Origin of the sequence: Rhodohalobacter sp. 614A (genome assembly GCF_021462415.1) — a bacterium.
Classification (GTDB): domain Bacteria; phylum Bacteroidota; class Rhodothermia; order Balneolales; family Balneolaceae; genus Rhodohalobacter.
Genome location: NZ_JAKEDS010000002.1, coordinates 48,393 through 74,244, shown reverse-complemented (window position 1 = coordinate 74,244; position 25,852 = coordinate 48,393). Strand labels below are relative to the sequence as shown.

The window sequence follows — 25,852 nt, the reverse complement described above, 5'->3', positions numbered from 1 at the left end:
TTTGGTTTGACTAGTGCTCCATCAAGAATAATTACCCTTCAATTTCAGTCACTCCTTTATCCAGATTTTCTTAAGGTATTTGAATTAAATACGCCATGTTGAATACTATAACTTAATCAATCGATTTAATCATAGTATTCAAACTGACATTACCCTCTAATTATCTGCGGTTCGGTTTTCATATGGCGGGCGGTCCGGACGTTGATAAGAATCCGGGTTTTCTCTCATCAACCGCTGAACCTCTTCAATAGCTCGTTCAAGTTGCGGGTCCACTCCATTCGCCAGTTGAGTCGGATCATCAACCACACGAATATCCGGCGTAACTCCACCTCCTTCGGGGAACCACTCCCCATCGGGATAATACATTCTGAATGTTGGAACAGTTACACCTCCACCGTCAATTAACTGTGGCGATCCGGAAATCCCAATCAGTCCACCCCAGGTGGTTGTTCCAATTAGCGGACCCAGCCCGGCTTCTTTGAAATAAGCCGGGAATGCATCTCCACCGGAACCGCTCCATCCGTTGATTAACATCACTTTGGGGCCAAAATGTGCAACCGGTGGCCATTTCCAATCTTTTCCATCACGTACGGCCCAGTGTGCCAGTTCCTGTCGGTTCAACAATTCTATAAAACGATCAGGAATTTGACCGCCGCTGTTAAACCGTTCATCAATAATCAGGGCGTCTTTCTCGTGTTGGGCAAAAAACTGGCGAACCAGTTCATTTTGTGCGTCAACACCTGTACTTCTCACATAGATATATCCGACGCGGCCATTCGTGGCTTCATCCACACGTTTTCGATTTGATTCCATCCAGGCGAGGTGACGTAATCGTGTTTCGTCGGTTAATGTTTCTACAATAACTTTTCGGGCACCGTCCATATCGGGTGAATCATTGATCGTCAGCTCCACGGTTTTTCCGGCCAATCCCTGGAATGCCGCATAAGGATCTTCATTCGTATTTATTCGTTCGCCATTGACTGCAAGAATATAGTCGCCTTCTGATACATCCACTCCGGGCATATCAAGCGGTGACCGAACTTCATTATCCCATGTTGCTCCCTTGATAATATTTGTAATGCGGTAAGCGCCGTTTTCCAATTTCCAATCAATTCCAAGCAATCCTACACCACGCATTTCAGCACCTTCAATATCTCCGCCGCCACGGTATGTGTGTGATGCATTCAGCTCGGCAATCATTTCACCGATTACATAGTTTACATCATTTCTGGTTTCTGCGTCATCCAACATGGTTTGATATCGTTCCTTAACCGCCGGCCAGTCTACTCCGTGGAAATTTGGATCGTAGAAGAAATCCCGCACAAACCGCCAGGAATCATTAAAAATCTGCTGCCACTCTTCTTTTGGCTGGACCATCATAGAAAGTTCGCCGGTGCGCAATAGAGTTTCGATACTTTGTCCCGGAGCCAGATCAATAATTCCATACCTTCCTCCGCCACTGCCAACCAATATTTTGCCGTCATCAGCAGAAAGCTGATATCCAAATATGTCTTCAATGACAGTTTGTTCTTCTCGCTCCTTCAAATCAAAAAATGCAAGAGTTCCGCTTCGTCCATCAGATCCTGTTCTCGGATATTTCATATAAACCACTTTACCGGATGCACCACTAATATTTCCATAGTTCCCGGCATCCACCGGGAGCTCAATCAGCCGATCTTCAAATCCTTCCAAATCAATAACAACTTCCTCTGGCTCATCAGATTCTTCCTGATCATCACCTTCTTCTTCCCCATTTTCTTCATCTGCTTCATCGGCAATTTGTACTTCATCATTCCGTGGTGCCAGTGGTGATGAAACATCTTCCCTCAGAGGTACTGCCGCAATCGTTGTAGAGTTGGCATAAATCCAGGTTCCATCAAAATCGCTGTACTCGGGACTAAACGAACGGCTCGTTAACAGGTACAAATATTTTCCGTCCGGATCGAAAGCCGGGCTCCGGTCATGATAATATCCTGAAGTAACCTGGTGGCGTTCTCCTGTTTCCGTATTAAAAAGAAAAACAGCATTTTGCTGATGATCCAACCCGCGTGAGTAAGCCACCCATTTGCTGTCTGACGACCAATCCGCACTGAAATTCTGAAGTCCGCCTTCAAACATCCAGAGACCTTTATCGATCTCTGTAAATTCCTCTTCCTCAATATCATACAGGCGAATATTCATCGCATTATCTACAAAAACGAGTTTTTCACTGTCTGGAGACCAATACAAACTGTACTTAAATTTTTCGCCGGTGGATGTAAGTTTCCGTTCATCACCTGTGCCGGCTTTGTCCCGAAGCGTCAATTCATATTCTCCGGATCGATCACTCCAGTAGGCCACATATTTTCCATCGGGAGACCATGCCGGATATCGCTCGGCAACTCCGGAACTTTGTGTCAGATTCAAAATTGGCCCATGTTCAGCCGGTATAGAAAAAACATCTCCTCTTGCCTGGAAAAGTACGCGCTCTCCGCCCGGAGAAATGAATGCACTCTGAGCCAGGTTGCTTACGTTTTCCGTTTTGGATTGAACGGTGGAACGGTCTGTTATCACATCCACATTTACTTCTTCGTACTCTTCCGTTTCGAGATCCATCAGATACAAATGACCACCCGCTTCAAACACAAGATTTGACGGGCCGATTGCCGGAAAGTGAATATCGTAATCGCTGAAATTTGTGACCTGACGAGTCTCTTCGGACTCAGTGTTATATGCCCAGATATTGTTTCTTTGATTTTCTCCCTGGTCAGATAAAAAATAGATGGTAGAGCCGTACCACATCGGCTGTTCATCGTTGGCCGAATTGTTTGTAATATTTTGTGATTCGTACGATTCCAAATCGAACAACCATATATCGGGAGCCATGCCGCCGCGATATCGTTTCCATGTACGGAATGAGCGGGAAATTGGAGTATAAGCAATACGATCTCCATCGGGAGAAATAGCCCCAAATTCTCCGTATGGAACCGGGAGCTTCTCAGCGTTTCCTCCCTCTTTTGAGACTTTATAAAACTGGTTAAAACGCTGGCGACCGCTCTTCATACTGGAAGAGAAAAGAATCGATTCTCCATCAGGGAACCAACCTAAAACCCGTTCTTCCATGGGATGATGCGTAATTCGCTCAGGAATTCCCCCCAGGGGAGAAATCACGTAAACATCCGTATTACCATCGTAATTAGCATTAAAGACAATGGTTGAACCATCCGGAGAAAACCGAGGAAATGATTCAGTTCCTTTGGCTGATGTAAGGCGGTTCGCGATTCCTCCTTCTATCGGAACGATCCAAATATCATCGGCATAAGAAAAGGCGATGTGCGTATCAGAAACATCAGCCTGCCGAAGCATGCGGGCATCAATTTGAGCATTTGCCTCGGAAGTGTATAGTGTAGCTGCCAGTAAAATCAGACAGGAAAATAAAATCTGTTTATTCATTTGCTCCCCCTTAAGGTGATTATCGTAGATGTTCTTTAAAATAAGTAAACTCATGAATCAATCCTTCCGAGTATCTTCACGATTTTGAAGAAGTACTTCAATCGGATTCATATCCACTGCTGTAGAGACGTTAGAACTCACTGTAAAGTTGTGGTTAATCAGCATTTTTCTGCAATTATTCATAGCCCGGGTTCTTACGCCGGCAAGAGACGCCTCTTGGTTTTTTGCCCTGATCCAGAAAAAAACCTGAAGTTCCACGTAATTAGGTTCAAGACCTTTAATCTGTACGGACGCTTTGGGAATTTCGAGAACACCGTCTGTTTCGTTTGTTGATTCCAAAAGGAGATCAGCCGCTTTTTGGGCATCATCGGCATAATCAATCCCGACAGTAAAACTGCCGCGGCGAAGTCCATCCAGCGTATAGTTGTGAAGCGGTTTGGTGAATAATTGTGCACTGGGAACAAATACATCGCAGCCATCGCCGGTTCGGATGTGTGTGTGACGAAGCTGAATACTTTTTACTTGTCCCAGGATGCCGTCTGTTTCGATGATATCATCCGTTGTAAACGGCCGACTGAAAGCCAGGAAAAATCCCGCCAGGAAGTTTTCGCCGATATCCTTGAAAGCGAATCCCAGCATCACTGCTGTTAATCCGCCGCCGGCCAAAAGACTCGCGGCAAGAGTTTGGTATCCAATCAGATTCAAAAAAATGACAAATGCGGCAAATGCCCCGATTATTTTGATCAGTTTGCCAAAATAGTCGTGATAGGTTTCGGGAATCGAACTTCTCTTCAAAAATCGGATAACCCCTTTGGCCAGCCATTTCCCCAGCGTATAAATAATCAGGGCCGCAATAATCGCCAGTAACAGACGCGGCAAAAAGGCTATCAATCTTTCATATTCAAAAACCAGTGCTTCACGAAAAGAATCAATCATATCAAGGTCTTCAGCTTCTCTGTTCTGTTAATCTAAACAAAAATCTGAATGAAGAAGTTTTTTTCCTAATCGGAAATCATTCTTCGTCATTGCCGCTAGTCTGGTTCAAGTTTTTAACTTGAAAATTCATCGCACAAGTTTCAACCTTGCGGCAGAAAGGTAATGCATTTGATGTAACGATCTTTAAGATTTCCGATCCTCGATTTATCGATCTATATAAGTAAAATCGAAAATCGTTACGTCGCTAAATCTTTACATCGTTAAATCGAAAGGTGTAATGAGAGACATCCACCGAGTTCCCACGACATTCGTCGTGGTCACTTTCCCCCTTTCCCAAAGGGATCCTTTCGGGGCAAAGGGGATTAACTATTCCCGCATCAATTTCTTGTAATGAATTCTTTCGGGATGATATTTTGAACCCAGCCGTTGTTCTCGGTTCTCTTCATATTCGGAGTAATTTCCTTCAAACCAGTACACCTGGCTGTTGCCTTCGAAAGCCAAAATGTGAGTAGCAATTCGGTCGAGGAACCAGCGGTCGTGGGAAATCACCACAACACAACCGGCAAAATCGAGAAGAGCTTCTTCGAGCGCACGGAGAGTGTGGACGTCCAGGTCGTTGGTCGGCTCATCCAGCAATAGAACATTTGCACCTTGCTTCAACATTTTGGCCAGGTGAACCCGGTTTCTCTCACCGCCGGAAATTTCGCTGCATTTCTTCTGCTGATCACTTCCGCTGAAGTTAAACCGGGCAGTATAGGCCCGCGAGTTTACTTCCCGATTTCCAAGTTTTACAATATCATTTCCCTCTGAAATTTCTTCCCAAATGGTTTTATTGGGATCAAGCGGACGTTTTTGATTGATGTATCCCAATTCTACCGTGCTGCCGGTTTCAAACGTTCCGTTATCAGCTTCTTCCTCTCCCGTAATCATTTTAAACAGTGTGGTTTTACCAGCGCCGTTCGGGCCAATCACACCTACAATTCCACCGGGCGGCAGTTTAAAGCTCATATCTTCTATCAGCAGGCGGTCGCCATAACCTTTAGAAACATGATCGGCTTCAATCACTTTGTCACCCAATCGCGGTCCCGCCGGAATGAAAATCTCCATGTCTTCGCGTTGTTTACTGCGCTCTTCGGATAGCAGTTCCTCATATTTGTTGATACGGGCTTTGCTCTTGGTCCGGCGACCCTTTGGATTTTGCCGGATCCACTCCAGTTCCTGTTCCAGAGTTTTCTGCCGTTTGGATTCCTGTTTCTCTTCTACTTTCAAGCGCTGTTGTTTCTGCTCCAGCCACGAGCTGTAATTTCCTTCAAACGGAATACCTTCGCCCCGATCCAGTTCCAAAATCCAGCCGGCCACATTATCCAGGAAATAACGGTCGTGCGTCACCGCAATTACGGTTCCTTCGTATCGGGCCAGGTGTTGTTCCAGCCACGCAACAGATTCGGCATCCAGGTGATTTGTGGGCTCATCAAGTAAAAGAACATCCGGCTTTTGTAAGAGCAATCGGCAGAGTGCAACCCGACGGGCTTCACCGCCAGACAACACCTCAACGGACGTATCTCCCGGAGGTGTTCGAAGCGCGTCCATCGCCTGTTCCAGTTTACTGTCGATATCCCACGCTCCCAAGTGATCAATTCTGCTTTGCAGCTTCTCCTGTTTTTCGATCAGTTTCTCAAAATCCGCATCGGGATCACTGAACGCAGCATTTACTTCTTCATATTGTTTGATGAGATCCATCGTCTCTTGTACACCTTCCTGAACAATCTCTTTCACGGTTTTGGAAGGATCGAGCTTTGGTTCCTGGGGAAGCAAACCAAACGTCACTCCTTTTTGCCGGGAAATATTGCCGATGTACTCTTCATCTTCTCCTGCAATGATTCGAAGCAGCGTACTTTTACCGGAACCATTTGCCCCGAGCACACCAATTTTGGCGCCATAAAAAAACGAAAGGTAGATATCCTTCAGAACTGTTTTTTGAGGTTTGTAAACTTTGCTCACCCCAACCATCGAAAAAATTACTTTTTGATCACTCACTGAAACCTGACTTTTAAATGTTGAATGGATCGAATTTTAACAAGAGCGAAAGGTACGAAATGGACAGGAGTTTTTTGAATGTGGAGGAATGAAAATGTTTAAATAGTCATTGCGAAGAGGAACGGAGTGACGACGTGGCAATCTCAAAAGTGAGGAACAATGTGTGGCAATCTCAAAAGTGAGGAACAATGTTAGGGGATTGCCACGATCGCTGTCACTCACTCGCAATGACTGGGTTGATTTCGTTTGAAAGAAGATAAAAGAGGTCTTTCAGCTTTGAAATGTAACCATTCCTATTATAAACTTTGCTGATTCCCTCCTCCTTTAAAGTGGAGTTTTAGATCGAAATGGGTTCCAGCCTTTGCTCGATCATTTCCCGTTTTGGTTCGAGGAAATCGGGCAGAAACAGTTCTCGGCCCATCTCTTCATCGCTGGAGGCCACGGATTGATATCCGGGGCCATCGGTAGCCAGTTCGAAGAGAACACCGCCGGGAGTATGGAAGTAAACGGATTTAAAAACGTGACGATCAATCACTTGGGTCGGCGACAATCCTTTGGTGAATACCTTCTGCCTTACCTCCTGCAATTCTTCTTCATCTTTAGTCCGGAATGCAATGTGATGCACGGTTCCCCGTCCTGTTTTTCCGTACTGAGGATTCTCTGCTTTTTCCAGAATCACAGAATGCCCTAACGAACTACCTGCTTCAAATAAGATTTGATTTCCTGACTCACCTGATCTCTCAAAGCCCAAAAAATCGGTCAGAATCTCAGCGGTTTCTTCCATTTGGGGAAGTAATAGATTCGCTCCCCAGAATCCGCGGATAGCATATTCGAGTGGAACTTCGGCTTCCTTCCAGCCGGGTAAATCGTTGGACCGGCCGTCTTCAATGATTTCAAGCTGCAATCCGTCCGGATCTTCAAACGGTAAAACAGGTTTGCCAAATCGCTCAAACGGTTCATCAAAAGGAATCTCCAAATCCTCAAATCGTTGCTTCCAATAAGAGATCGAGCCCTCAGGTACTGAAAACGAAATGCGTTCAACCTCCCCCACTCCTCTGATTGACTTTACAGCTCTCTTCCAGGGAAAAAACGTGATGCTTGAACCTGGCTCACCTTCGGCATTGGCATAAAACAAGTGATAGGTACCCGCATCATCTTGATTCACGGACTTTAAAACCATCCGCAGGCCAAGCTTCTTTACATAAAAATCAGCATTGGTTTGAGCATCCCCGGAAATAATTGAGATGTGGTGAATTCCTTTGTTCTCGCGTTTCATAATTCCTGTTTCATTTGATGATTCAAAATTGTTTAATGTTAAACTAATTTTCTTCCTGATTCGTTCCACTTGACCATGATATCTACCGAAGTCTTATCAAATTAATTGTATATTTTTAAAGATTGCAGGGTTGGCTTTCAACACAACAAGATTTTCAATTTAAAACTGTTCTCATGCGTATACATAAATCACTATTGTTCTTTATTCTTCTTGTCTTCTGCTTTTTCTCTTCAGCGAATGCTCAGGAAAATTCAACAACTATTCCAGAATGGCTGATTCTCGGACCGGTTGAGACGCAACTCCCGGTTTATCACGAGCAAAAAAACATTCAGAATAAAACGTTTGAATTGTCTGATCTGCTGAGCCATGAACCCGTAGATGTTTCCGCTTGGCATCCTGAAGATGGGAATGTGATTGGCTGGTCTCAGAACAATGAACTGGAGTGGAAATCTGCGTCTGGGGAAACGTTAGTGTTGGAAACGAATGGAAGCCAACATCCACAAAATTACTGGGCAGCATTCTACCTGAGTTCAGAACGATTTACGGAAGCAACTCTCGAAGTAAAGAGTCATCATCCTTTTAAATTATACATAAATGGAACAGCCAAATCGACCAAAACCGGCAGCCAAGATGAAGATGCTGAGGCTGGTTTTCAAAGCGAAAAATTAATGCTTACCCAAGGCAAACATCTCGTAATGATTCGCTCCATGTACGATCCTGAAAACAGTGCTGACTTTACTCTTTCCGCTACTGTTTCCTGGAACAGCGAAGCGTCGGTCTCTCCGTCTCTCACTCCCATGAAAACTCTCGATTTGGAAACATTGTCCAACCAGCCGTCGGTCAGTAATCTTGCGCTTTCCGCAGATGGCAGCCTTGCAGCCATGCGAATTAGCAAATCTTCGTCACCGGATGGAAAAACCGAATCCTGGATTGAAATCAGGGAAACTGATTCAGGAGATCTCTACCGGGAATACAAGGGCACGGAGAACTTTGGAAGGCTACAATGGGCTCCGGAAGGGTTAAAGTTTACATATACAGAATCAAACGATGGGAAAACTACACTTTGGCTTTCTGATTTGGACACCGGATCGCAGCAAAAGCTTTTGGAAGGTGTATCCGATTTCGGAAGTTACCGGTGGTCGCCCGATGGAACATTCATTATTTATACCATTTCCGAAGAACCAGAGTCCAACGATTCCGGCGTGGAACTACTTGGTGATGTGGAAGCCCGGCGTCCCTGGTTTGGCAACAGAAATTTTCTTTACAAACTGAACGTGCCGGACGGAACCACGCAACGACTTACCGCCGGAAGCCTGACAACTTCACTTCTTGATATCAGCCCCGATGGGACGCAATTGCTCTATTCACGCGCTCATATCGATTATTCACAGCGTCCTTACAGCATTAGCGAATACCAGTTGCTGAATCTTGAAACCCTGGAAACGGATTCTCTTTTCTCAGCCAATTTTGGCGGTGGCGGAAGTTTTTCTCCCAATGGCGAGACGATACTATTTACAGGCGGACCTACAATGTTTGGAGATATTGGCGTGAATGTACCGGAAGGCACGACGCCAAATGATTATGACTACCAGGCTTTTTTGTATGAGATCGAATCGGCCAATGTCACTCCCATCACGTACGATTTTGCCCCCTCGATTGACAATGCTATTTGGGGAGATTCAAATACGATTTATTTCCAGACAACAGACCGCTCATTCAATACTCTCTACAAATATGATGTGCGCCGTTCCCGCTTCACAAAACTTACCACCGAACTTGATGCCGTTTCTAGTGTGGATATTTCGAAAGACGGGAGTGTTGCCGTCTATTCAGGAACAGGAATTTCCCAGCCGATTCAGGTTTATACGCATGATTTGGAAGATGATGAATCGACTCTGCTGAGATATCCCGGAGAGGACTATTTTGCTGATGTACAGTTTGGCGAGCACGAAACTTGGACATTCACAAACGAAAGAGGAACTGAAATTGACGGTGTGATCTACTTCCCACCAAATTTTGATCCGAACAAAAAATACCCTGTTATTTCCTACTATTACGGGGGAACCGTTCCTGTAAACCGTGCTTTTGGCGGACGATATCCCAAAGAACTTTATGCAGCGATGGGCTACATTGTCTATGTGATGCAACCCAGTGGTGCCGTTGGCTACGGACAGGATTTTTCAGCGCTACATGTAAACGACTGGGGAAAAATTGTTTCGCAAGAAATTATATCCGGAGTGGGTGAATTTTTGGATGAACATGAATATGCCGATCGTGAAAATGTGGGTGCCATCGGGGCTTCATTCGGTGGATTTATGACGATGCTTTTGATGACGGAAACCGACATATTTGCAGCGGCCGTCAGTCATGCAGGAATCAGTAATCTTTCAAGTTATTGGGGCGTAGGTTATTGGGGATTCCAATACAATGCGGTTGCAGCAGCTAATTCATTCCCATGGAACCGAAAGGATATTTATGTAAACCAGAGCCCGCTTTTTTCAGCAGACCAAGTGACCACCCCGCTTCTTTTTGTACATGGAGCTGCGGATACAAACGTCCCGCTCGGAGAAAGTCTGCAAATGTACACCGCTCTAAAACTTCTTGGAAAAGAAACTGCTTTAGTTACAGTTGACGGACAGGATCATCACATCCTCGACTACAAAAAATACAAACTCTGGAAAGAGAGCATCATTTCCTGGTTTGACAAATATTTAAAAGATCAGCCGGACTGGTGGAATCATAAATATGTGGATTGATTCGGGTCAAACTATTTTACTCGTTTTTATCCGATACAAAAATCCGAAAGGCAAGCATACCGGATCCCAATACAGCGACGAGGAAAAAGATCATTGCCAGGCCCGGATAACCAAATAGTGTAAATTCAGTTTGAACCTGCATCAGCAAGGATGAACCGACAATGAGTGCGGCCAGAATTAAGCCAACTGTAATCCGGTTTGCTACTTTCTGGAAGCCCATCATAAGGCGTTCCTCATCCAGCGCATCTATTTTAAATTGAACCTTATTTTCTGCTACATTGCGCAGGAATTTATTCAGCCGCTCCGGCATTTTTTCAATCAGCTCCTTACTCTCCAGAACAGTTGGAAAAAAGTTCAAAGACGTCAGGTCTTTCCATAAATGTTTGTTGGTAAGTTCCATCGCATGTTTACGGATTGCCTCATTGGGATTGAACTCCGGTGACAATATTCGCGCAACCTGGTCCAAATTCAGAAGCGCTTTCCCAATCATACTCATTTCAACCGGCAATAAATATCCGCTTTTCCCTGCAACTTTAACTATATCAAGGATAATTTTTCCGGTCTGAAGTTCGCTGGCTGTAGAATTCATGTTGTCAAGAATCAGGCTGCTGACACTTTTTCGAAACTGAACTTCATCTGCATTTTCCAGCTCCTCACTCATCGTTATCAGTTTATCGACTGCTTCGCCCGCACTGCCGTCCCCAATATTTAGAACAAGCTTTAAATACTGATTCCTTATTTCCGGAGAAACATGAGCAACCATTCCACAATCCAGCATGGCTACCCTGTTGTCATTCATCAAGTGAATATTTCCGGGATGTGGGTCCGCATGAACGAATCCGTCAATCACAATCTGCTTCAAATACGCCCGAAAAAGTTCGTCAGCAATCTCATCACCATCCAACTCCAGTTGCTGCAAGGGCGAAATTTCAGTGATTTTTCTCCCCTTGAGATATTGCATGGTAAGCACACGATCTGTGGAATAATCCTCAACCGGTTCGGGAATAACAATCCGCCTGAATTCCGAAAGATTCTTCTCAAAGATGCGAAGATTTTTAGCCTCTTTGAGATAGTCCAGCTCATGTATCAGCGTTTTCTTGAATTGTTGAAACAATTTATTCAAGCCATATCTCTTCCCGAAATCTGTGTTCTTTTCAAGGAACTCACACGTATTTTCAAGCACTTCCAGGTCTTCACTGATTCTCTTACGGATGCCCGGCCGCTGAACTTTCACGGCTACCATTCCGCCATTCCTGAGTTCGGCAATATGAACCTGTCCCAGCGAAGCAGAGGCAATTGGTTTCTTTTCAAAATGTTTAAATGCTTTTGAAATCTTAACCCCAAGTTCAGATTGTATAATCTCCTCAACCTGTTCATAAGAAAACGGCTCCACCTGGTCTTGCAAATTGGAAAGCTCCCGAATGTAAGGCGGTGGAAGCAGATCGGGGCGGGTAGAAAGCAGCTGACCAAGTTTTATAAATGCCGGACCCATTTCCTTAAGATCTTCAACCATTTGTGATGGCAGAACATCCCCCGAAATCTGTTTTTGCTCGTTCCACTCTTCGCTTGCAATCTCCTGAATTTTCGCCTGTTCAATGAAATTACTGTTTCCATATTTCCACAGAAAGAAGGCGAGATCTTTATATTGTCCCAGATTTTTCAAAGCCACGAATGGATTTAATTAAACACAAGAATTTCGAACCTAAGTCTGAATAATTTGTAGCCTGATCTCCCGGATTTGTTTCGAAAGGCATATTCAGATGCTTTTTTCAGCTTAGGCGATCTCTTTATCTAACTGTACTTTTTCCTGAACGCATTAATGGTCTCGTCACTTCCAACAACAATAAGTTGATCGTCCTCGTGGAGTTCGAAAGATGGGCCAAGTTCAGCCACCAAATGCCCGTTGCGCTCTACTGCTACAATGGTGCATCCGGTTTCAGCGCGAATATTTGCTCCTTCAAGGCTTTTCCCATCCAGTTCCGGAGCCTTGATTCTCACAACCTCATACATGGTATTTGCGGACAGAACTTCATCATCTTCAACCAAAATGGAGAATAGCATCCGTCCAGAAACGGTTGGCAGGGAAAGTACGTAATCGGCGCCGGCCTGGTACAATTTGCCGATATTTTCCACATCACTTACTCTTGCGATGATTTCGATTTCGGGATTTACTTTTTTGAGAACAAGTGTTGTAAAGATCGCCGTTCGGTCATCATTAACGGCAAGAATAATGGTCGATGCATTTTCAATTCCGGCTTCTTTTAAAATCTCCTCCTCGGTAATATCGCCAATAACGTCCACCCCTTCTTTTTCATCAATATCCACAACTGTAAACTGAATGTCGTTTTCTTGAAAAAGCGCCGCGATGGTTCGTCCTACAACTCCCAAACCGGCAACAATAATGGGGCCTTCAACTTCATGCACTTTCGACGTTGTTTTGGTTCTGAATTCCGTCAGTTTATCATGAGGCCCCGCCAGAAGAAGAATGGTATGTTCGTTGATCACCTGGTTGGGCTTTGGATTGGCAACAAAATTGCCCCAAAACCAGGCGCCAATAATGTTAACTCCAAACCGCTGCCTGATTTTCGATTCCTGGATACTTTTGCCGACAATATCACTCTTGGGTTCTATCAGAATTTCGGTCAGTTCCAGTTCATCGCTTAATTGAGTAACTCCCTGTAAATCTTTTGAAAGAGAAACAATCACTCTCTCTGCCAAGCTCTGCCCTAAAATGCGTCTTGGCAAAATCACATTCGTTGCTCCGGCATATTGATGATAGGCAATCACATTTTCTTCTGTGGCTACACTCAGAATTTTCAGATCATCCCGGAGCGAACGTGCTGTAAGTGTAATCAGAGCATTATTTTCGTCGTCCATATCCGCCACCAGCGCCCGGGCTTTTTCAATATTGGCGGATTCCAATACATCCCTGTCAGAAGGATTTCCCCACAGAGCCAACGTTCCATTTTGATTTAAATCCAGAACGGCATCTTCATCCAGATCAATAATCACATACGGGATGGATTTTGAATGAAGCTCATCTTGCAGGATGGATACTCTTTTTGAGATTGAGCAAATAATAACATGATCTTCCAGGTTAACCGATTCGGGAGGATGGGGTTGAATGGCTTCACGAATCATCGGAAAAACAAAAAGCGGAAATGCCAGGAAAACCAGAATGACTCCCGTCAGATTCATCCACACCACAAAAATATTCATAAAATCGCTCTTCCAGGGAGCATCGCCTCCATAACCGGATGTAGTAATCGACTCAATAACTACCTGAATGGAATGGATATAACTTTTTTCAAAACCCTCAAAAGTTGCCATTCCCCACTGATAGATAAATCCATATAAAAAGATCAAAGCGGCAACAAACAGCAGGGACTTAAATACTTTCTTCCACCAATCATTCAACCCATAGAAAAAATATAGATATACACCCGCAAAGATGACCCCGGCCAAAAAAGCTATGAACAACAGTGATGTTCCTTCTACCATACGTTGTTTCTATTTCAAATGATTATAACAGTAAACTACTGTAGAAGGTGGACTTTTGAAAGGTTGGGAATTATTCGTTCTCTCACGTCAGATTGGAGTCAATTTTCCACCAGGCCAATCGGTTATTGGGTTCTCCATCAACTGCTCCGGACGCAAGTCTTCATACCTTTAAGTCATTGTATTTTAGGACATTACCATCCTTTTTTAAGCTGGCAATCAGGGAATGCCTTATTGTGTATGGCTCGATATTGAGATAAACTAATCCTATGTAACAGTTTTAAAAACAAGTCCGGGAGACTTGTTCATTTTTCGGAGAGAAACATGAGTATATCTGACCACAAACAAAAGTTATACCTCCTGTTGATCCTGGTTGTGACGGCCCTTGTCATCGCCATTATTCAAATGAATTACCGCCAACCTGAGCCTAACCTTGCGCTTGAAGAACTTAGAATACGGTACGCCAAGGTTCCAAAACCTCCGGTGGATCACTCAAAATTTCCTGAATTGGACCGGATGTTTACCACTCCCCAGGAAGTCACCGAAGCTTGCATTAGTTGCCATAATGAACGGCATAACGAAGTCATGGAATCGAACCACTGGAATTGGGAACGCATCTCCTACATTGAGGGGCGCGGAATCCATGCGCTGGGCAAAAGAAATGCTTTGAATAATTACTGCATCAGCGTGGCTGGGAATGAAGTAGCCTGCGCAAAATGTCACACCGGTTTTGGATTGAACAGTGTTGAAGATTTCAATTTCATGGATCCTACGAATGTGGATTGCCTTTCCTGCCACGATAACAGCGAAGAGTATATAAAAGGCTCCGGATCGGCTGGTTTCCCGGCGGAAGGTGTTGATCTGACAGCCGTAGCAAAAAGTGTTGGGAGGCCCATCATAAGTAACTGCGGCACTTGTCACTTCTATGGCGGCGGCGGAAATAATGTAAAACACGGGGACCTGGAAGAAGCGCTTTATTCGGCTGACCGTGAACTGGATGTTCATATGGCTGTAACCGGTTTGAATATGAGCTGCGTGGACTGCCATACCGCGGAAAATCACCAGATTAAAGGGAAAATGTATTCGGTTTCTTCCGAAAATGTGAACCGGCTGTTTTGCGAAGATTGCCATACAAATACACCTCACCTCTCAGAAATGCTGAATATTCACGGAGCGAGGGTTTCCTGCCAAACCTGTCATATTCCAACATATGCCAAAGAAAATCCCACGAAACTGACATGGAAATGGTCGGATGCAGGCATGTTGGAAAATGGCGATCCTTACGAAGTAGATGATTCCACAGGTCAGCACACCTACCTCTCCATTAAAGGTTCGTTTGAATGGGGATCTGATCTTGTGCCCGAATACGTTTGGTTCAATGGAAAAGCACAGCATTATCTTTTGGGAGATAAAGTGGATACTACCGCCGGACCGGTTCAAGTGAATAAATTATTAGGAAGCCATGAGGATCCGAACTCAAAAATTGTACCCGTAAAAGTTCACCGTGGCGACCAGATTTTTGATACTGAGTACCTGACACTTATCCAGCCGAAATTGTATGGAGAAGCCGTAGGAGACAGTGCCTATTGGCAGGATTTTGACTGGTCCACTGCCGCCGAAGCCGGAATGAGGGAAGTGGGCCTTCCCTATAGTGGTAAACATACATTTATTGAAACCGAAATGTATTGGCCCATCAATCATATGGTGGCTCCTGCTACGGGTGCCCTGCAATGCCAGGATTGTCATACCCGAAACGACGGACGTCTTCAAAACCTCACAGGATTTTACATTCCCGGGCGAGATCGTAATCACTTCCTTGATTCATTCGGCAACTGGCTGATTCTGCTTACTGTTTTTGGTGTGATGATTCACGGCTCACTCAGAATTGTAACGCATATCCGCAGCGAAAAAGACCTTGAGATGACTCACTATAAAGATTTTGACGATGAAGAAGATCAAAAAATATAAACGGTTTGAGCGGTTTTGGCACTGGGGACAAGCAGCACTAATCCTGTTTCTTGCCGTTACAGGGTTTGAAGTACACGATTCTATCCACATTTTTGGGTTTGAGAAAGCCGTCATGTTTCATCGTTATGCGGCCTATGCACTTCTGCTACTGATTGGTCTCGCCATCTTCTGGCATTTTACAACGGATGAGTGGCGTAATTATATCCCAACCTTGAAAAATATTCGTGCACAGCTTCGATACTACACCGTGGGCATGTTTCGGAACGAGCCTCATCCCACACTCCATGGACGCTGGCAGAAACTGAATCCTCTTCAAATTTTCACATACCTGGCCTTCAAAATCTTGATTGTGCCCATTGTGGTTCTCTCCGGACTGTTGTACATGTTTCACAAAACCATTAACGCCAACGATGTGGTAATCATAAGCGATATTGATTTATCCGTCATTGCTGCCTGGCATACATTCGGAGCTTTTATCCTGGTTGCGTTCATTATCCTGCATGTTTATATGACAACCACCGGAGATCGTCCCACCTCCAACATAAGAGCCATGGTAACCGGGTACGAAGAGCTTGAAACGAAATCAGATGAAAGTGAGGATGAAACGCCGTCGGAACCAAAAGCTGAAGTCATTGCAACAGAAGGAGGTGAATTATGAAACCAAAAGCGTATATGAATCCATACCTGGCCGGCCTTTTTTTAGGATTTGTATTACTGGCCACAATTTATGTAACCGGCCGTGGACTTGGGGCCAGCGGCGGCGTTAAAGCTGTGGCTCTATATGGTGTAGAACAGGTTGCTCCCGAACACTGGAACAACACTGAATATTACGCGAACTACCAGCAATCGAATCCCGGAAGTCCGCTGAATACCTGGCTGTTTTATGAAATTATCGGGGTGCTAATAGGCGCATTTTTCTCCGGGGTGATTTCCAACAGGATTGCACTCAAACTTGAAAAGGGACCGAGAATCCAAAGCAAAACAAGAATTATCTTCGCCGTTTTGGGCGGCGCACTTTTTGGATTGGGATCTCAACTCGGCCGCGGATGCACAAGCGGTTCAGCCTTGAGTGGAATGGCGGTAATGTCGTTTGGAGGAATTATTACGATGTTCGCCATCTTTGGCTCGGCTTATATGGTTGCCTGGTTTTTCAGAAAATTATGGATTTCGTAGGAGGTTAACATGGCACCACTTGTCCCCGAAATATTGAGTTCTGAATTTAACCTTGTTGTAGCATTCATCGTTGGGATTGCTTTTGGGTTTGCGCTTGAACAGGCCGGTTTTTCCTCTTCCCGAAAACTCGTCGGCCTTTTTTATGGATATGATTTTACCGTACTCAAAGTCTTTTTTACGGCTGGAGTTACGGCAATGGTTGGTGTGCTGCTGTTTGCCCATCTCGGCCTGCTTGATTTAAATGTGATTTATATCAATCCAACTTTTCTTTGGTCGGCACTGGTGGGCGGAGCCATCATGGGCGTTGGATTTATTCTGGGGGGATTTTGTCCGGGAACCAGCCTTTGTGCACTGGCGGTCGGGCGTATTGATGCCTTTGCTTTTGTAGGAGGTTCAATCCTTGGGATTTTAGCTTTCACGGAAGGGTATCCTATGCTGGAAACCCTGTTTAATTCTACAAATATGGGGCCGCTGACGATGAATGACATGCTGGGAATATCACCTGAATTTTTCGGCATTCTCCTGACAATCATTGCTCTTCTTGCATTCTATCTGACCTCAAAAATTGAGGATAAAGTCAACGGAAAAACAATTGAAATACCGCGAGATCGAAAAATCAAATACAGCCTCACAGCAGTCCTTCCTATTGTAATCATCACTCTTATCTGGATGACTCCCGACAAAAAGGAGTATACACTTTCCAAAATGGATTCGGCACAGATCTCTGAAGTATCGAACAATTTCGATACAATGACTATCGACAAGCTGGCTTTTGAGATCATGAATAATGTCCATGAATTCAACATTATCGACATTCGGGACACTACGGCATATAAAGAAGCTTCCATCCCGGCTGCGATCAATGTTCCCTTCGAAAATCTTTATAACCGCGAATGGCGTTCGATGTTGAAGCAGCCGTATAAAACCAACGTTTTTATCGGGGATGATATGGATAAAGTCTACAAAGCAGCATTTTTAGCTCGCGAACTCGGTGATACCGATCCGGTAATTTTGGAATCACCTGTAGTGGAATTTCGTGAAGTTATTTTTAATGCTGTTGAACCGATTGGAGATGTTAGCAAAACCGACCTGACCCGTTACAAATTCCACATAGAAGCTGCCGAAAGACTTACAGAGATTGAAGAACGCCTCAAAAACAGCTTGCAGCCACCGAAAAAAGAGATCAAAAGAGTTCAGGGCGGGTGTACATAATTTTGAGAATTAGTCTTTGAAAATCATTTCAAGACTGATTTTAAAAACTATTTAAACGTCTCAAATCTGATTTGGTTGATCGTGATTCTTCAGGGTTTTTTGCAGGATATAAGCAATCAAATAAAGCCCCCCGATAAGAATCATAGGCCCGGATATCACCCAGTTTTCAGCGCTGCTGGATACGATATAAAAAAGTGCCAAAGCAAAGAAAATAATTGCGCCGATATCATCCCTGTTCCACGCTATAAAAATAACGATTAGAACTACGTATGTTGGAATCAGGTGAATGAGAAAAGCAAGTATGGCATCTGCAACGCTAAGATCTTCACTGAACACATCCAGTGCAAAAAGTCCCAGAAACAGAGCAAACAAAACGCCCAGAACCCTGGGACTCCAGAAGAGAAGTTGTTTTATAATTCTTCCCATCATTTCTCCCATGCATTTTTTTAAATGCTCTATTTGTAAGTAACAAACTTTTAGGACGAAAGGAAATAGGTGAATTCATTAGGATGTAAAAGATCAAGCATTACAAAATCAATTTGTTGCCCACTTATACGTCCGATGTGTCTTGTGATGGACACATCCCAGTGCCTCCAGACTTCGCTGCATCAGCCAGTTTTTTTCACTGACCCAGGTTCCTTCAAAATAGTCTAATGTTGGAGCAGCAGCATGTGTCATCTGGATACCGCGAACAAACGTAAGGGCTTCAAGCCCCATTTTTCGATATTTTGGAAGAGTTCCGTAAACGGTTGTCCGTAGATGTTTAACCCGCTTTTTAAATCGCATTAACTTTGGAATTTGCCACCAGCGGAGACGACCATTCGTTTCGGCAGAGATCTCGTTCAGGTCGGGTACACAAACCACAAAAGAAGCCGGTTCATCCTTCACAAACGTGATGATGACACTGTCCGGAATCATGATGGGTTTCAGTTTTTTAACCATCTCCTGTATATCCTCTCTTGAAAGTTCGTTAAACTCATGTTCTCTTTCGGCGATATCCTGATCGGCCCATGCTTTGTTGTAGATCCCACGAATGTATTCGGCATCGCGCTCCAGGTTGTTCATATCGATAGGCCGCAAACGTACATCCGGCCGGCTCTCGATACGATTGGTAATTCTCACCAATCGGGATGGTAATGGTTTGGCAAATTCGCGCTTGTAACTCCAGTGGTCGTCCAGTTTTTTGGCGCCGGTATTTTCGATTAGCTCTTTGTAATAAGGTGCGTGGTAAAACATTCCGTAGATGGGCGGTTCATCAAAATTTTCAACCAGGAGTCCCCAGAAATTTAAATTTTCGCCGAAATTGATCGGGCCTCGAAAAGCTTCGTATCCCCGTTTGCCATGCCATTTCTTTGCAAAATCAATCATTGCATTTGCCACGGACTGATTGTTGATCATTTCAACAAAACCCAGCCCACCCATTTTGGGTTTAAAAACAGCATCCCGTTCTTGATGATTCATGACCGCAAAGCGTGCTACAAGTTGGTTATCAGCATACATTAAATATCGCTCGCACTCTCCATGCTGAAAAAAAGAATTCTTATCCGGATCAAAAATATCTTCGATCTCAAACCGAAATGGCGGAATCCAGTTTGGGTAGTGCTCATAAATCTCAAACGGAAATTCATGAAATAGATCGACCTGTTTCTTATCGACAATCTTCTCAAAGTGGTATGCCATCAAAGCAAATCAATTGTTAACTTCAAACATCTAATCAAAAAAGGGAATTTTAAAAGTACAAGGCCCTTCGGGATTGTACAAACCACGAAACGAAAAGCATTGAGGCTAATTTGAGCAGTTCAGATGAAAACGGATCAAGCAGGAAAAAAGTCCTCATTGTCAGTATGCTGGTTCTCTCGTGCGCATTATCTGTTTATTTACTGTGGACAACAGATCCTCAACCGGTTCATCAGCTCAGATCTGCCACCCAGATCGATTCATTGATCACCGATTCTTTCCGCGATTTTAATATTTCAAATGCACAAATTCGCAGCCAGAATATCCTTATTGACAGCAGTTTCAGCCGAAAACGGTATGTTGTTGAAGTTAGCCCATCCTTTTCAAAAACGAGCTTTCATTACACACTGCACGAACGAATTTGGCCATACCGGGCCGAAACAATTGGGAATGTTTACTTTCCTGAAAAAGACATGCAGATTCACATCGCCTTTAACGGAACGGTTCAGAGAACAATTTTTCTTTATTCTGAAAGTGACGACTGATTTTTTTGAGCCAAAAAACATTTCGTTCTTCTGGAACATTCTGATCTGACAGCTGTTTTGTGAAAGGCTACTTTCCTAAGCGAAAACCTTTTATCTTGATAATATGAAGTGGATTGAACCGAAAAAGTATCTCAAAAAATTTGCCCTCTCGGAATTTCCGCAACCGGAAATTATTCAGTTAAAATACCCGGTTTTAATGTGTCATGGATACGGAGGATTTTCCACTCTCCTCTCTCCTTCGCCGATGCATAAACCCTGCATGCGGCTTCGCAGTTTTGGAATTCATGCTTTTGCCCCAAATATTGTACCCTATGCCACGATTGAAACCAGAGCCGAGCAATGGTCAGGCATTATTAAAAAGTTGAAAGAGAAGTACGGTTACGAGAAAATCAATATTGTAGCCCATAGCATGGGCGGGCTTGATATGCGCTATGCTATTGCCCGGCTTGATGTTTCAGAGTCGGTTGCATCGCTTACCACAATCGCCACGCCTCATCGCGGTACAAGCCTGGCGGAGCTGGTTCTGAACTCTCCAGATACTATCCGCGACAAACTTGCCGAATTTGTAGACTGGTTCGGAGAAAGCATTTATCCCTCAACCAAAAGTAATGCAGTAGCGGCTGTGCAGCAGCTTACCAGGGAATATGTAACCAATGAATTCAATACCACGATTTCCGATACAGACGGCATTCAATATTTTTCTTACAGTGCCGCTGTGGGGAAAGGCACCAAAGAACCGCTTCATCCCATTTACAGGATTCAAAATCAGCTTATTTTCCAGCATGAAGGAATTAATGATTCTTTTGTGACGGATGAAAGCGCCAGGTGGGGCCAACATTTGGGCACAATTTCCATTAGCCACCTGGAACAAATTGAGATACAGGTGAAGGAAGATCGCAAACCACTTGTGGAAAAATTCTGGCTGGAGTTGGCTGGAAATTTGAAGGAAAATGGGCTGTGAGAATAATTCCCTCATCAAAGTAATATTCCGTCATCACGAACGGAAGTGAAGTGATCTCCAAACACTGAAAATGAGCTTCTCCAATCTGATAAATCAGAATTTGCAATTAGTGTTAGAGGTCTAAATCCCTCAAATCATCAAGAAGAGAATAGGCCGTCAAATCGTATTGAATGGGAGTCAGAGCGGCATATCCTTTTTCGATAACAGAAATGTCGTTGTCCTCATCTTCATCCAAAAGCTGAAATTTTCCAGTCATCCAGTAATAAGAACGGTTATGGGGATCAATCCGTCCTTCGAATTCTTCGACATATCGGCTGTTTGCCTGACGGACCCACTTAATTCCTTTGAGCGGTCCGGAAGGCGCATTCAAATTTAGTGTCACACCTTTTGGAAGCCCGTGATTCAACACATATCCGATCACTTTTCGGGCGGCATCTTTGCATCCGCTCAGGTCGGCATCTTCGTCAAAATCGGTACAGGAAATAGCGATGGACGGATAACCAAGTATAGTGCCCTCTGTGGCCGCACTTACTGTTCCGGAATAAATGATATTGATTCCCGCGTTACTTCCATGGTTGATACCACTCACCACCAAATCGGGTTTACGGTTCATCAACTGGTTGTGAGCCAGTTTTACAGAATCCGCCGGTGTTCCGGATACAGCCTGTCCATTAAAACGATTGTCGATGCGAAATGAACGGGCGCGAAGAGGTGTAGAAATTGTAATCGAATGTCCCACAGCACTTTGCTGGCGATCGGGTGCGATTATTTCCACATCTCCGAACTCATCGGCCACATCGGCAAGTGCCTTTATTCCATTTGAAAAAATACCGTCGTCGTTAGAAACTAAAATCAGCGGTTTTTGGTAATCACTCATAATAAAATCAATGCCTGTAAAGAAGCTCTGAAAAGATCAAAACCGAGACCTAAAAGTAGGGATAATTGGGATGGGGATACAGTAGAAATTTAGTTCTTTGGTTGTCAAAGAAACAGCGCACTTTTACTCTTGTGGAAGTCTACATTTCCCCTTTTAGTGGAGATTTTTTAGTTATACTGCTCATTTTCATTGGGGAAGTCACCACTTTTTACATCGCTGATGTAGTGGGATACGGCATCCGTCATTTTACTATGGAGATCCTCATATCGGCGTAAAAATCTTGGAGAAAAGTCTTTATTCAGGCCAAGCATATCGTGGATCACAAGAACCTGTCCGTCGCAGTGTGGGCCTGCGCCAATTCCAATAGTTGGAATCGAGAGAGATTCCGTTACTTTCTTTGCAAGATCTGACGGAATTTTTTCCAACACGATAGAAAATGCACCGGCATCCTCAAGTGCTTTGGCATCTTCAACAAGCTCTTTTGCTTCCTGTTCCTCTTTCGCCCTCACCTTGTAAGTCCCAAATTTATAAATACTTTGGGGAGTCAATCCAAGATGCCCCATTACGGGAATACCGGCATCTACAATTCTCTTTACTGTTGAACTAACGGACTTTCCTCCCTCGAGTTTTATGGCATGTGCACCAGCTTCTTTCATCATTCTGCCGGCACTAATCAATGCTTCCTTGGCCGTAACCTGGTAACTCATAAATGGCAGATCGCCAATCACAAGTGCACGATCCACGGCCCGAACCACGCATGAAGTATGATAAATCATATGATCGAGCGTCATGGGAACGGTGGTATCATAACCTGCCATCACATTGCTTGCAGAATCGCCAACGAGAATTACTTCAACTCCGGCGGCATCCATAATTCCGGCCATGGTGTAATCATAAGCAGTGAGCATGCTGATTTTATCGCCTCTCTGCTTCATTTCTACAACAGTTTGGGTAGTTATTTTTTCCGGGCGGGATGGTTTCTTCTGTGTACTCATGCCTGATCTCTTGAAACAATCGCTGCAGAAGCAACCAGTTCGCAGACAACTTTATCGTCGACTGTGGCTTTACCTTCCATCGTAGCAAAATTACGGCGCATGCCGGTCAGCTTTACTTCCATTTTCAGTTGATCACCCGGAACCACCTGCTTTCGAAATTTTGCATTTTGAATGCCTGTAAAAACCAAGAGTGAATTATCCGGGTCTTCCACCTTGTTTTTCATCAACATAATGCACCCGCTTTGGGCCATTGCCTCTACCTGCAAAACCGCCGGCATAATGGGCTTGCCGGGAAAATGTCCATTAAAAAATTCTTCGTTTACAGTTACATTTTTTATCGTAACAATTCGCTCCTCTTCGAGTTCTAAAACTCTGTCTACAAGTAGAAAGGGATACCGATGGGGAAGTAATTTTCGTATTTCTTCGATGTCCATGAAACAGATTTTTTTGAATGTTTTAAAATACCACAGTCTTAAAATGAAAGATTTCGAATAATTTAAAAACCCTTCATCATGACAGGGTTTAGAATATACTAATTCTCTCCCACCGTACCCACATATATGTAAGATATTCCACCGGTTAGTTTTACCGCTCGCTGGTCACTAAAAACATCGGCTTCTCTCATTAGTTTCAGGAATTCGTCTCCAGCCGGGAATTTTGCACTTGTTTCGGGCAGATATGTATAAGCTTCGCGATTACCGCTGATAAACCCTCCAATGGCCGGCATTACGTGTTTGCTATAAATCTCATAAGGAATTTTTACGGGCCCCTTTGGCTGACCAAACTCCAATACCACAACCCTTCCGCCGGATTTTACAACCCGAGCCATCTCTTTGAGGCAAACCAGCGGATCATCCACATTGCGGATTCCAAAGGCAATACTGGCAATATCAAAAGTATTGTCCTCGTAAGGAAGATTCATGGCATCCGCCACTTCAAATTCTACAACCAGTTGTTCTTTATTGGCTTTGGCGGGAGCGTGTTCAATCATCTCCTCACAAAAATCAGTCCCGATAACTTTGCCCTGGTGGCCAACAGCTTTCTTAAATTCAATCGCCAAATCACCAGTTCCGGTGGCACAATCCAGCACTTTGTCGCCGGGAGCGGCACCACTTTCCAAAACCGTCTTTTTTCTCCATGCATTATGCACTCCAAAAGAGAGAATGGTGTTGATGCGGTCGTAATCATCCGCAATGTCGGCAAACATATTTTTTACTTTTTCACTCATAATCGTCAGTCGATATTTACCAGTTCAAGATGATCTGTTTTGTTCAAATAAACCGGTTCAAACTTTCCATTTTTAAAAATCAAATGATTTACGCCACAATTCCGGTGTTCAATTCGGTGCATATTCTTCAACCCATATCCAAGCCATTCAGATAGTAAAATACGAATCAGCCGACCGTGGATAAACAACATAACTGTTTGCGAATCGGCTTCGCTGATATACGATCGCGCAGCCGCGTCAGCTCGTTCAAAAACTTCTTTCGGGGATTCTCCGCCGGGAATTCTAAGCGAAATATCACCTTTCCTCCAACCATTTTGAAAATCATCCAGTTCTTTGGCGATCTCCGTCATGGCAATCCCCTCAAAATCACCAAAATCCATCTCGTCCAAATCATTGTTTTTTTGAAGAGTGAGATCGGTTTTTTCTTCATAAAATGATGCCGTTTCCCAGGCACGTCGCAAGCTGCTGCTTACAACAGATGTTGATTCGTAACTGCTAAGATATTCAGCAAGATGCCGGGCCTGAGACTGTCCGGTTTCATTTAGCGGAGCATCAATCCCCCTGCCCTGTAATAATCCGTTCCTGTTGTAATCCGTTTCGCCGTGACGAGCTATAAACAAGCGAATATGACTCATTTTTTCTTTTTATTAAATTCTAAAACAGCTTTCTGAACGTGTTCGTCCAACTTTTGAACCTCTTTGGGCGGAATGTTCTGATAGATGGCATACCTGATTAAAACCATTTTCAAAACCCTGTCATTCAATGGCAGATTCCCTTTTTCTTTAGGATTTTGCAGCCGATCCCATCCCCTTCTCAAAAGCCCTACCTTAAACAGGAAGAAAAAAATGATCCCAAGTACGACCGCCGTATACATGCCGCTCATTCCCATATAACTCAACACAAGAGCCGCCACCAATAATTGAAAAATATCCTTATTCAAAAAAGAGAGAATAGGCGTCATCACAATATTGACAAAAGCACTTTTTTTGTGATACCAAAAAACATGGAATGCGAGTGCAATGGCCGCTGCTATCCACGGATTTACGAGAAACGCGAGGCCAAAATAGATTATCAACGAAAGTGAGTCCGCGCTGTCTATCCAGACAACAGCTTTTTTTATTAACTCTTCAAAGTTGTATTTATCCAAAAGACCGGGTACGTACTCTTTAATCGTATTTCGGGTGGCGTGAAACCAGTGTCCCCCGGAGGTAACCGTTGAAACCGGCGTTTCCAGTATATTTTGTGAATGTGACTTACGAGAATTCATAGACTTAAAAGATA

21 protein-coding genes are annotated in these 25,852 nt (G+C 44.0%); 7 read left to right on the top strand and 14 right to left on the bottom strand.

The features are described 5' to 3' along the window. Positions 1-156 precede the first annotated feature (156 nt). The 4 genes from L0B18_RS09195 to L0B18_RS09180 form a co-directional block, all read right to left on the bottom strand. Positions 157-3,432 carry a S41 family peptidase gene (locus tag L0B18_RS09195; protein ID WP_234571468.1) on the bottom strand — a complete coding sequence of 1,092 codons (3,276 nt, stop codon included), beginning with the start codon at positions 3,430-3,432 and terminating at the stop codon, positions 157-159. 57 nt (positions 3,433-3,489) lie between these two features. Then, positions 3,490-4,368, bottom strand: a complete 879-nt coding sequence (locus L0B18_RS09190; protein ID WP_234571467.1) for a mechanosensitive ion channel family protein — start codon at positions 4,366-4,368, stop codon at positions 3,490-3,492. 366 nt (positions 4,369-4,734) lie between these two features. Beyond that, entirely contained in the window at positions 4,735-6,405 is a 1,671-nt protein-coding gene (gene ettA / locus L0B18_RS09185; protein WP_234571466.1) for an energy-dependent translational throttle protein EttA, read from the bottom strand. 337 nt (positions 6,406-6,742) lie between these two features. Further along, positions 6,743-7,681 (bottom strand): VOC family protein, encoded by a 939-nt coding sequence (locus L0B18_RS09180; protein ID WP_234571465.1) that lies wholly within the window; start codon positions 7,679-7,681, stop codon positions 6,743-6,745. Between the two features lie 173 nt (positions 7,682-7,854). Here L0B18_RS09180 and L0B18_RS09175 point away from each other — a divergent pair, with 173 nt between their 5' ends. Beyond that, complete coding sequence (locus L0B18_RS09175) at positions 7,855-10,437, top strand: S9 family peptidase (RefSeq protein WP_234571464.1); 2,583 nt, start codon at positions 7,855-7,857, stop codon at positions 10,435-10,437. A gap of 16 nt (positions 10,438-10,453) precedes the next feature. On the opposite strand, the gene L0B18_RS09170 is transcribed toward L0B18_RS09175, so the two are convergent. After that, on the bottom strand, positions 10,454-12,106 hold the full coding sequence (locus L0B18_RS09170; RefSeq protein ID WP_234571463.1) for an ABC1 kinase family protein: 1,653 nt from the start codon (positions 12,104-12,106) through the stop codon (positions 10,454-10,456). Between the two features lie 122 nt (positions 12,107-12,228). Further along, positions 12,229-13,938 carry a potassium channel family protein gene (locus L0B18_RS09165; RefSeq protein WP_234571462.1) on the bottom strand — a complete coding sequence of 570 codons (1,710 nt, stop codon included), beginning with the start codon at positions 13,936-13,938 and terminating at the stop codon, positions 12,229-12,231. A 321-nt stretch (positions 13,939-14,259) separates the two neighbouring features. On the opposite strand from L0B18_RS09165, the gene L0B18_RS09160 reads away from it, so the two are divergent. Genes L0B18_RS09160 through L0B18_RS09145 form a run of 4 tightly spaced genes read left to right on the top strand, consistent with a single transcriptional unit; the run spans position 14,260 to position 18,288 of the window. Next, positions 14,260-15,903, top strand: a complete 1,644-nt coding sequence (locus tag L0B18_RS09160) for a tetrathionate reductase family octaheme c-type cytochrome (protein ID WP_234571461.1) — start codon at positions 14,260-14,262, stop codon at positions 15,901-15,903. After that, complete coding sequence (locus L0B18_RS09155) at positions 15,881-16,561, top strand: cytochrome b/b6 domain-containing protein (RefSeq protein WP_234571460.1); 681 nt, start codon at positions 15,881-15,883, stop codon at positions 16,559-16,561. The genes L0B18_RS09160 and L0B18_RS09155 overlap by 23 nt, the downstream gene beginning before the upstream one ends. Beyond that, positions 16,558-17,076 carry a YeeE/YedE thiosulfate transporter family protein gene (locus L0B18_RS09150; protein WP_234571459.1) on the top strand — a complete coding sequence of 173 codons (519 nt, stop codon included), beginning with the start codon at positions 16,558-16,560 and terminating at the stop codon, positions 17,074-17,076. The genes L0B18_RS09155 and L0B18_RS09150 overlap by 4 nt, the downstream gene beginning before the upstream one ends. A gap of 9 nt (positions 17,077-17,085) precedes the next feature. Beyond that, complete coding sequence (locus L0B18_RS09145) at positions 17,086-18,288, top strand: YeeE/YedE thiosulfate transporter family protein (RefSeq protein WP_234571458.1); 1,203 nt, start codon at positions 17,086-17,088, stop codon at positions 18,286-18,288. A gap of 60 nt (positions 18,289-18,348) precedes the next feature. Here the strand turns inward: L0B18_RS09145 and L0B18_RS09140 are convergent, their stop codons facing one another. Further along, a complete protein-coding gene (locus L0B18_RS09140) occupies positions 18,349-18,726 on the bottom strand; it encodes a DUF7670 domain-containing protein (protein WP_234571457.1) in 378 nt (125 codons plus the stop codon). A 96-nt stretch (positions 18,727-18,822) separates the two neighbouring features. Continuing rightward, positions 18,823-19,968: a hypothetical protein gene (locus L0B18_RS09135; RefSeq protein WP_234571456.1), complete on the bottom strand. Its 1,146-nt coding sequence runs from the start codon at positions 19,966-19,968 to the stop codon at positions 18,823-18,825. Between the two features lie 110 nt (positions 19,969-20,078). On the opposite strand from L0B18_RS09135, the gene L0B18_RS09130 reads away from it, so the two are divergent. Together L0B18_RS09130 and L0B18_RS09125 are read left to right on the top strand one after the other, a co-directional pair. Beyond that, a complete protein-coding gene (locus L0B18_RS09130) occupies positions 20,079-20,510 on the top strand; it encodes a hypothetical protein (RefSeq protein WP_234571455.1) in 432 nt (143 codons plus the stop codon). Positions 20,511-20,613: 103 nt separating this feature from the next. Beyond that, the gene (locus L0B18_RS09125; RefSeq protein WP_234571454.1) at positions 20,614-21,471 is read left to right on the top strand and encodes a lipase family alpha/beta hydrolase; all 858 of its coding nucleotides are present in this window, start codon (positions 20,614-20,616) and stop codon (positions 21,469-21,471) included. Positions 21,472-21,583: 112 nt separating this feature from the next. Here L0B18_RS09125 and surE read toward each other — a convergent pair whose 3' ends face one another. The 6 genes from surE to L0B18_RS09095 form a co-directional block, all read right to left on the bottom strand. After that, positions 21,584-22,348 carry a 5'/3'-nucleotidase SurE gene (gene surE, locus L0B18_RS09120; RefSeq protein WP_234571453.1) on the bottom strand — a complete coding sequence of 255 codons (765 nt, stop codon included), beginning with the start codon at positions 22,346-22,348 and terminating at the stop codon, positions 21,584-21,586. Positions 22,349-22,515: 167 nt separating this feature from the next. Continuing rightward, positions 22,516-23,343, bottom strand: coding sequence for a 3-methyl-2-oxobutanoate hydroxymethyltransferase (panB, locus tag L0B18_RS09115; RefSeq protein ID WP_234571452.1), 828 nt, complete (start codon positions 23,341-23,343; stop codon positions 22,516-22,518). Then, entirely contained in the window at positions 23,340-23,777 is a 438-nt protein-coding gene (gene fabZ / locus L0B18_RS09110; RefSeq protein WP_234571451.1) for a 3-hydroxyacyl-ACP dehydratase FabZ, read from the bottom strand. The genes panB and fabZ overlap by 4 nt, the downstream gene beginning before the upstream one ends. Positions 23,778-23,875: 98 nt before the next feature. Beyond that, positions 23,876-24,571, bottom strand: a complete 696-nt coding sequence (ubiE, locus tag L0B18_RS09105; RefSeq protein ID WP_234571450.1) for a bifunctional demethylmenaquinone methyltransferase/2-methoxy-6-polyprenyl-1,4-benzoquinol methylase UbiE — start codon at positions 24,569-24,571, stop codon at positions 23,876-23,878. Positions 24,572-24,576: 5 nt separating this feature from the next. After that, positions 24,577-25,206, bottom strand: a complete 630-nt coding sequence (locus tag L0B18_RS09100; RefSeq protein WP_234571449.1) for a histidine phosphatase family protein — start codon at positions 25,204-25,206, stop codon at positions 24,577-24,579. Continuing rightward, positions 25,203-25,838: a hypothetical protein gene (locus tag L0B18_RS09095; protein ID WP_234571448.1), complete on the bottom strand. Its 636-nt coding sequence runs from the start codon at positions 25,836-25,838 to the stop codon at positions 25,203-25,205. Before L0B18_RS09095 ends, L0B18_RS09100 begins: the two co-directional genes overlap by 4 nt. Positions 25,839-25,852: the final 14 nt, after the last annotated feature.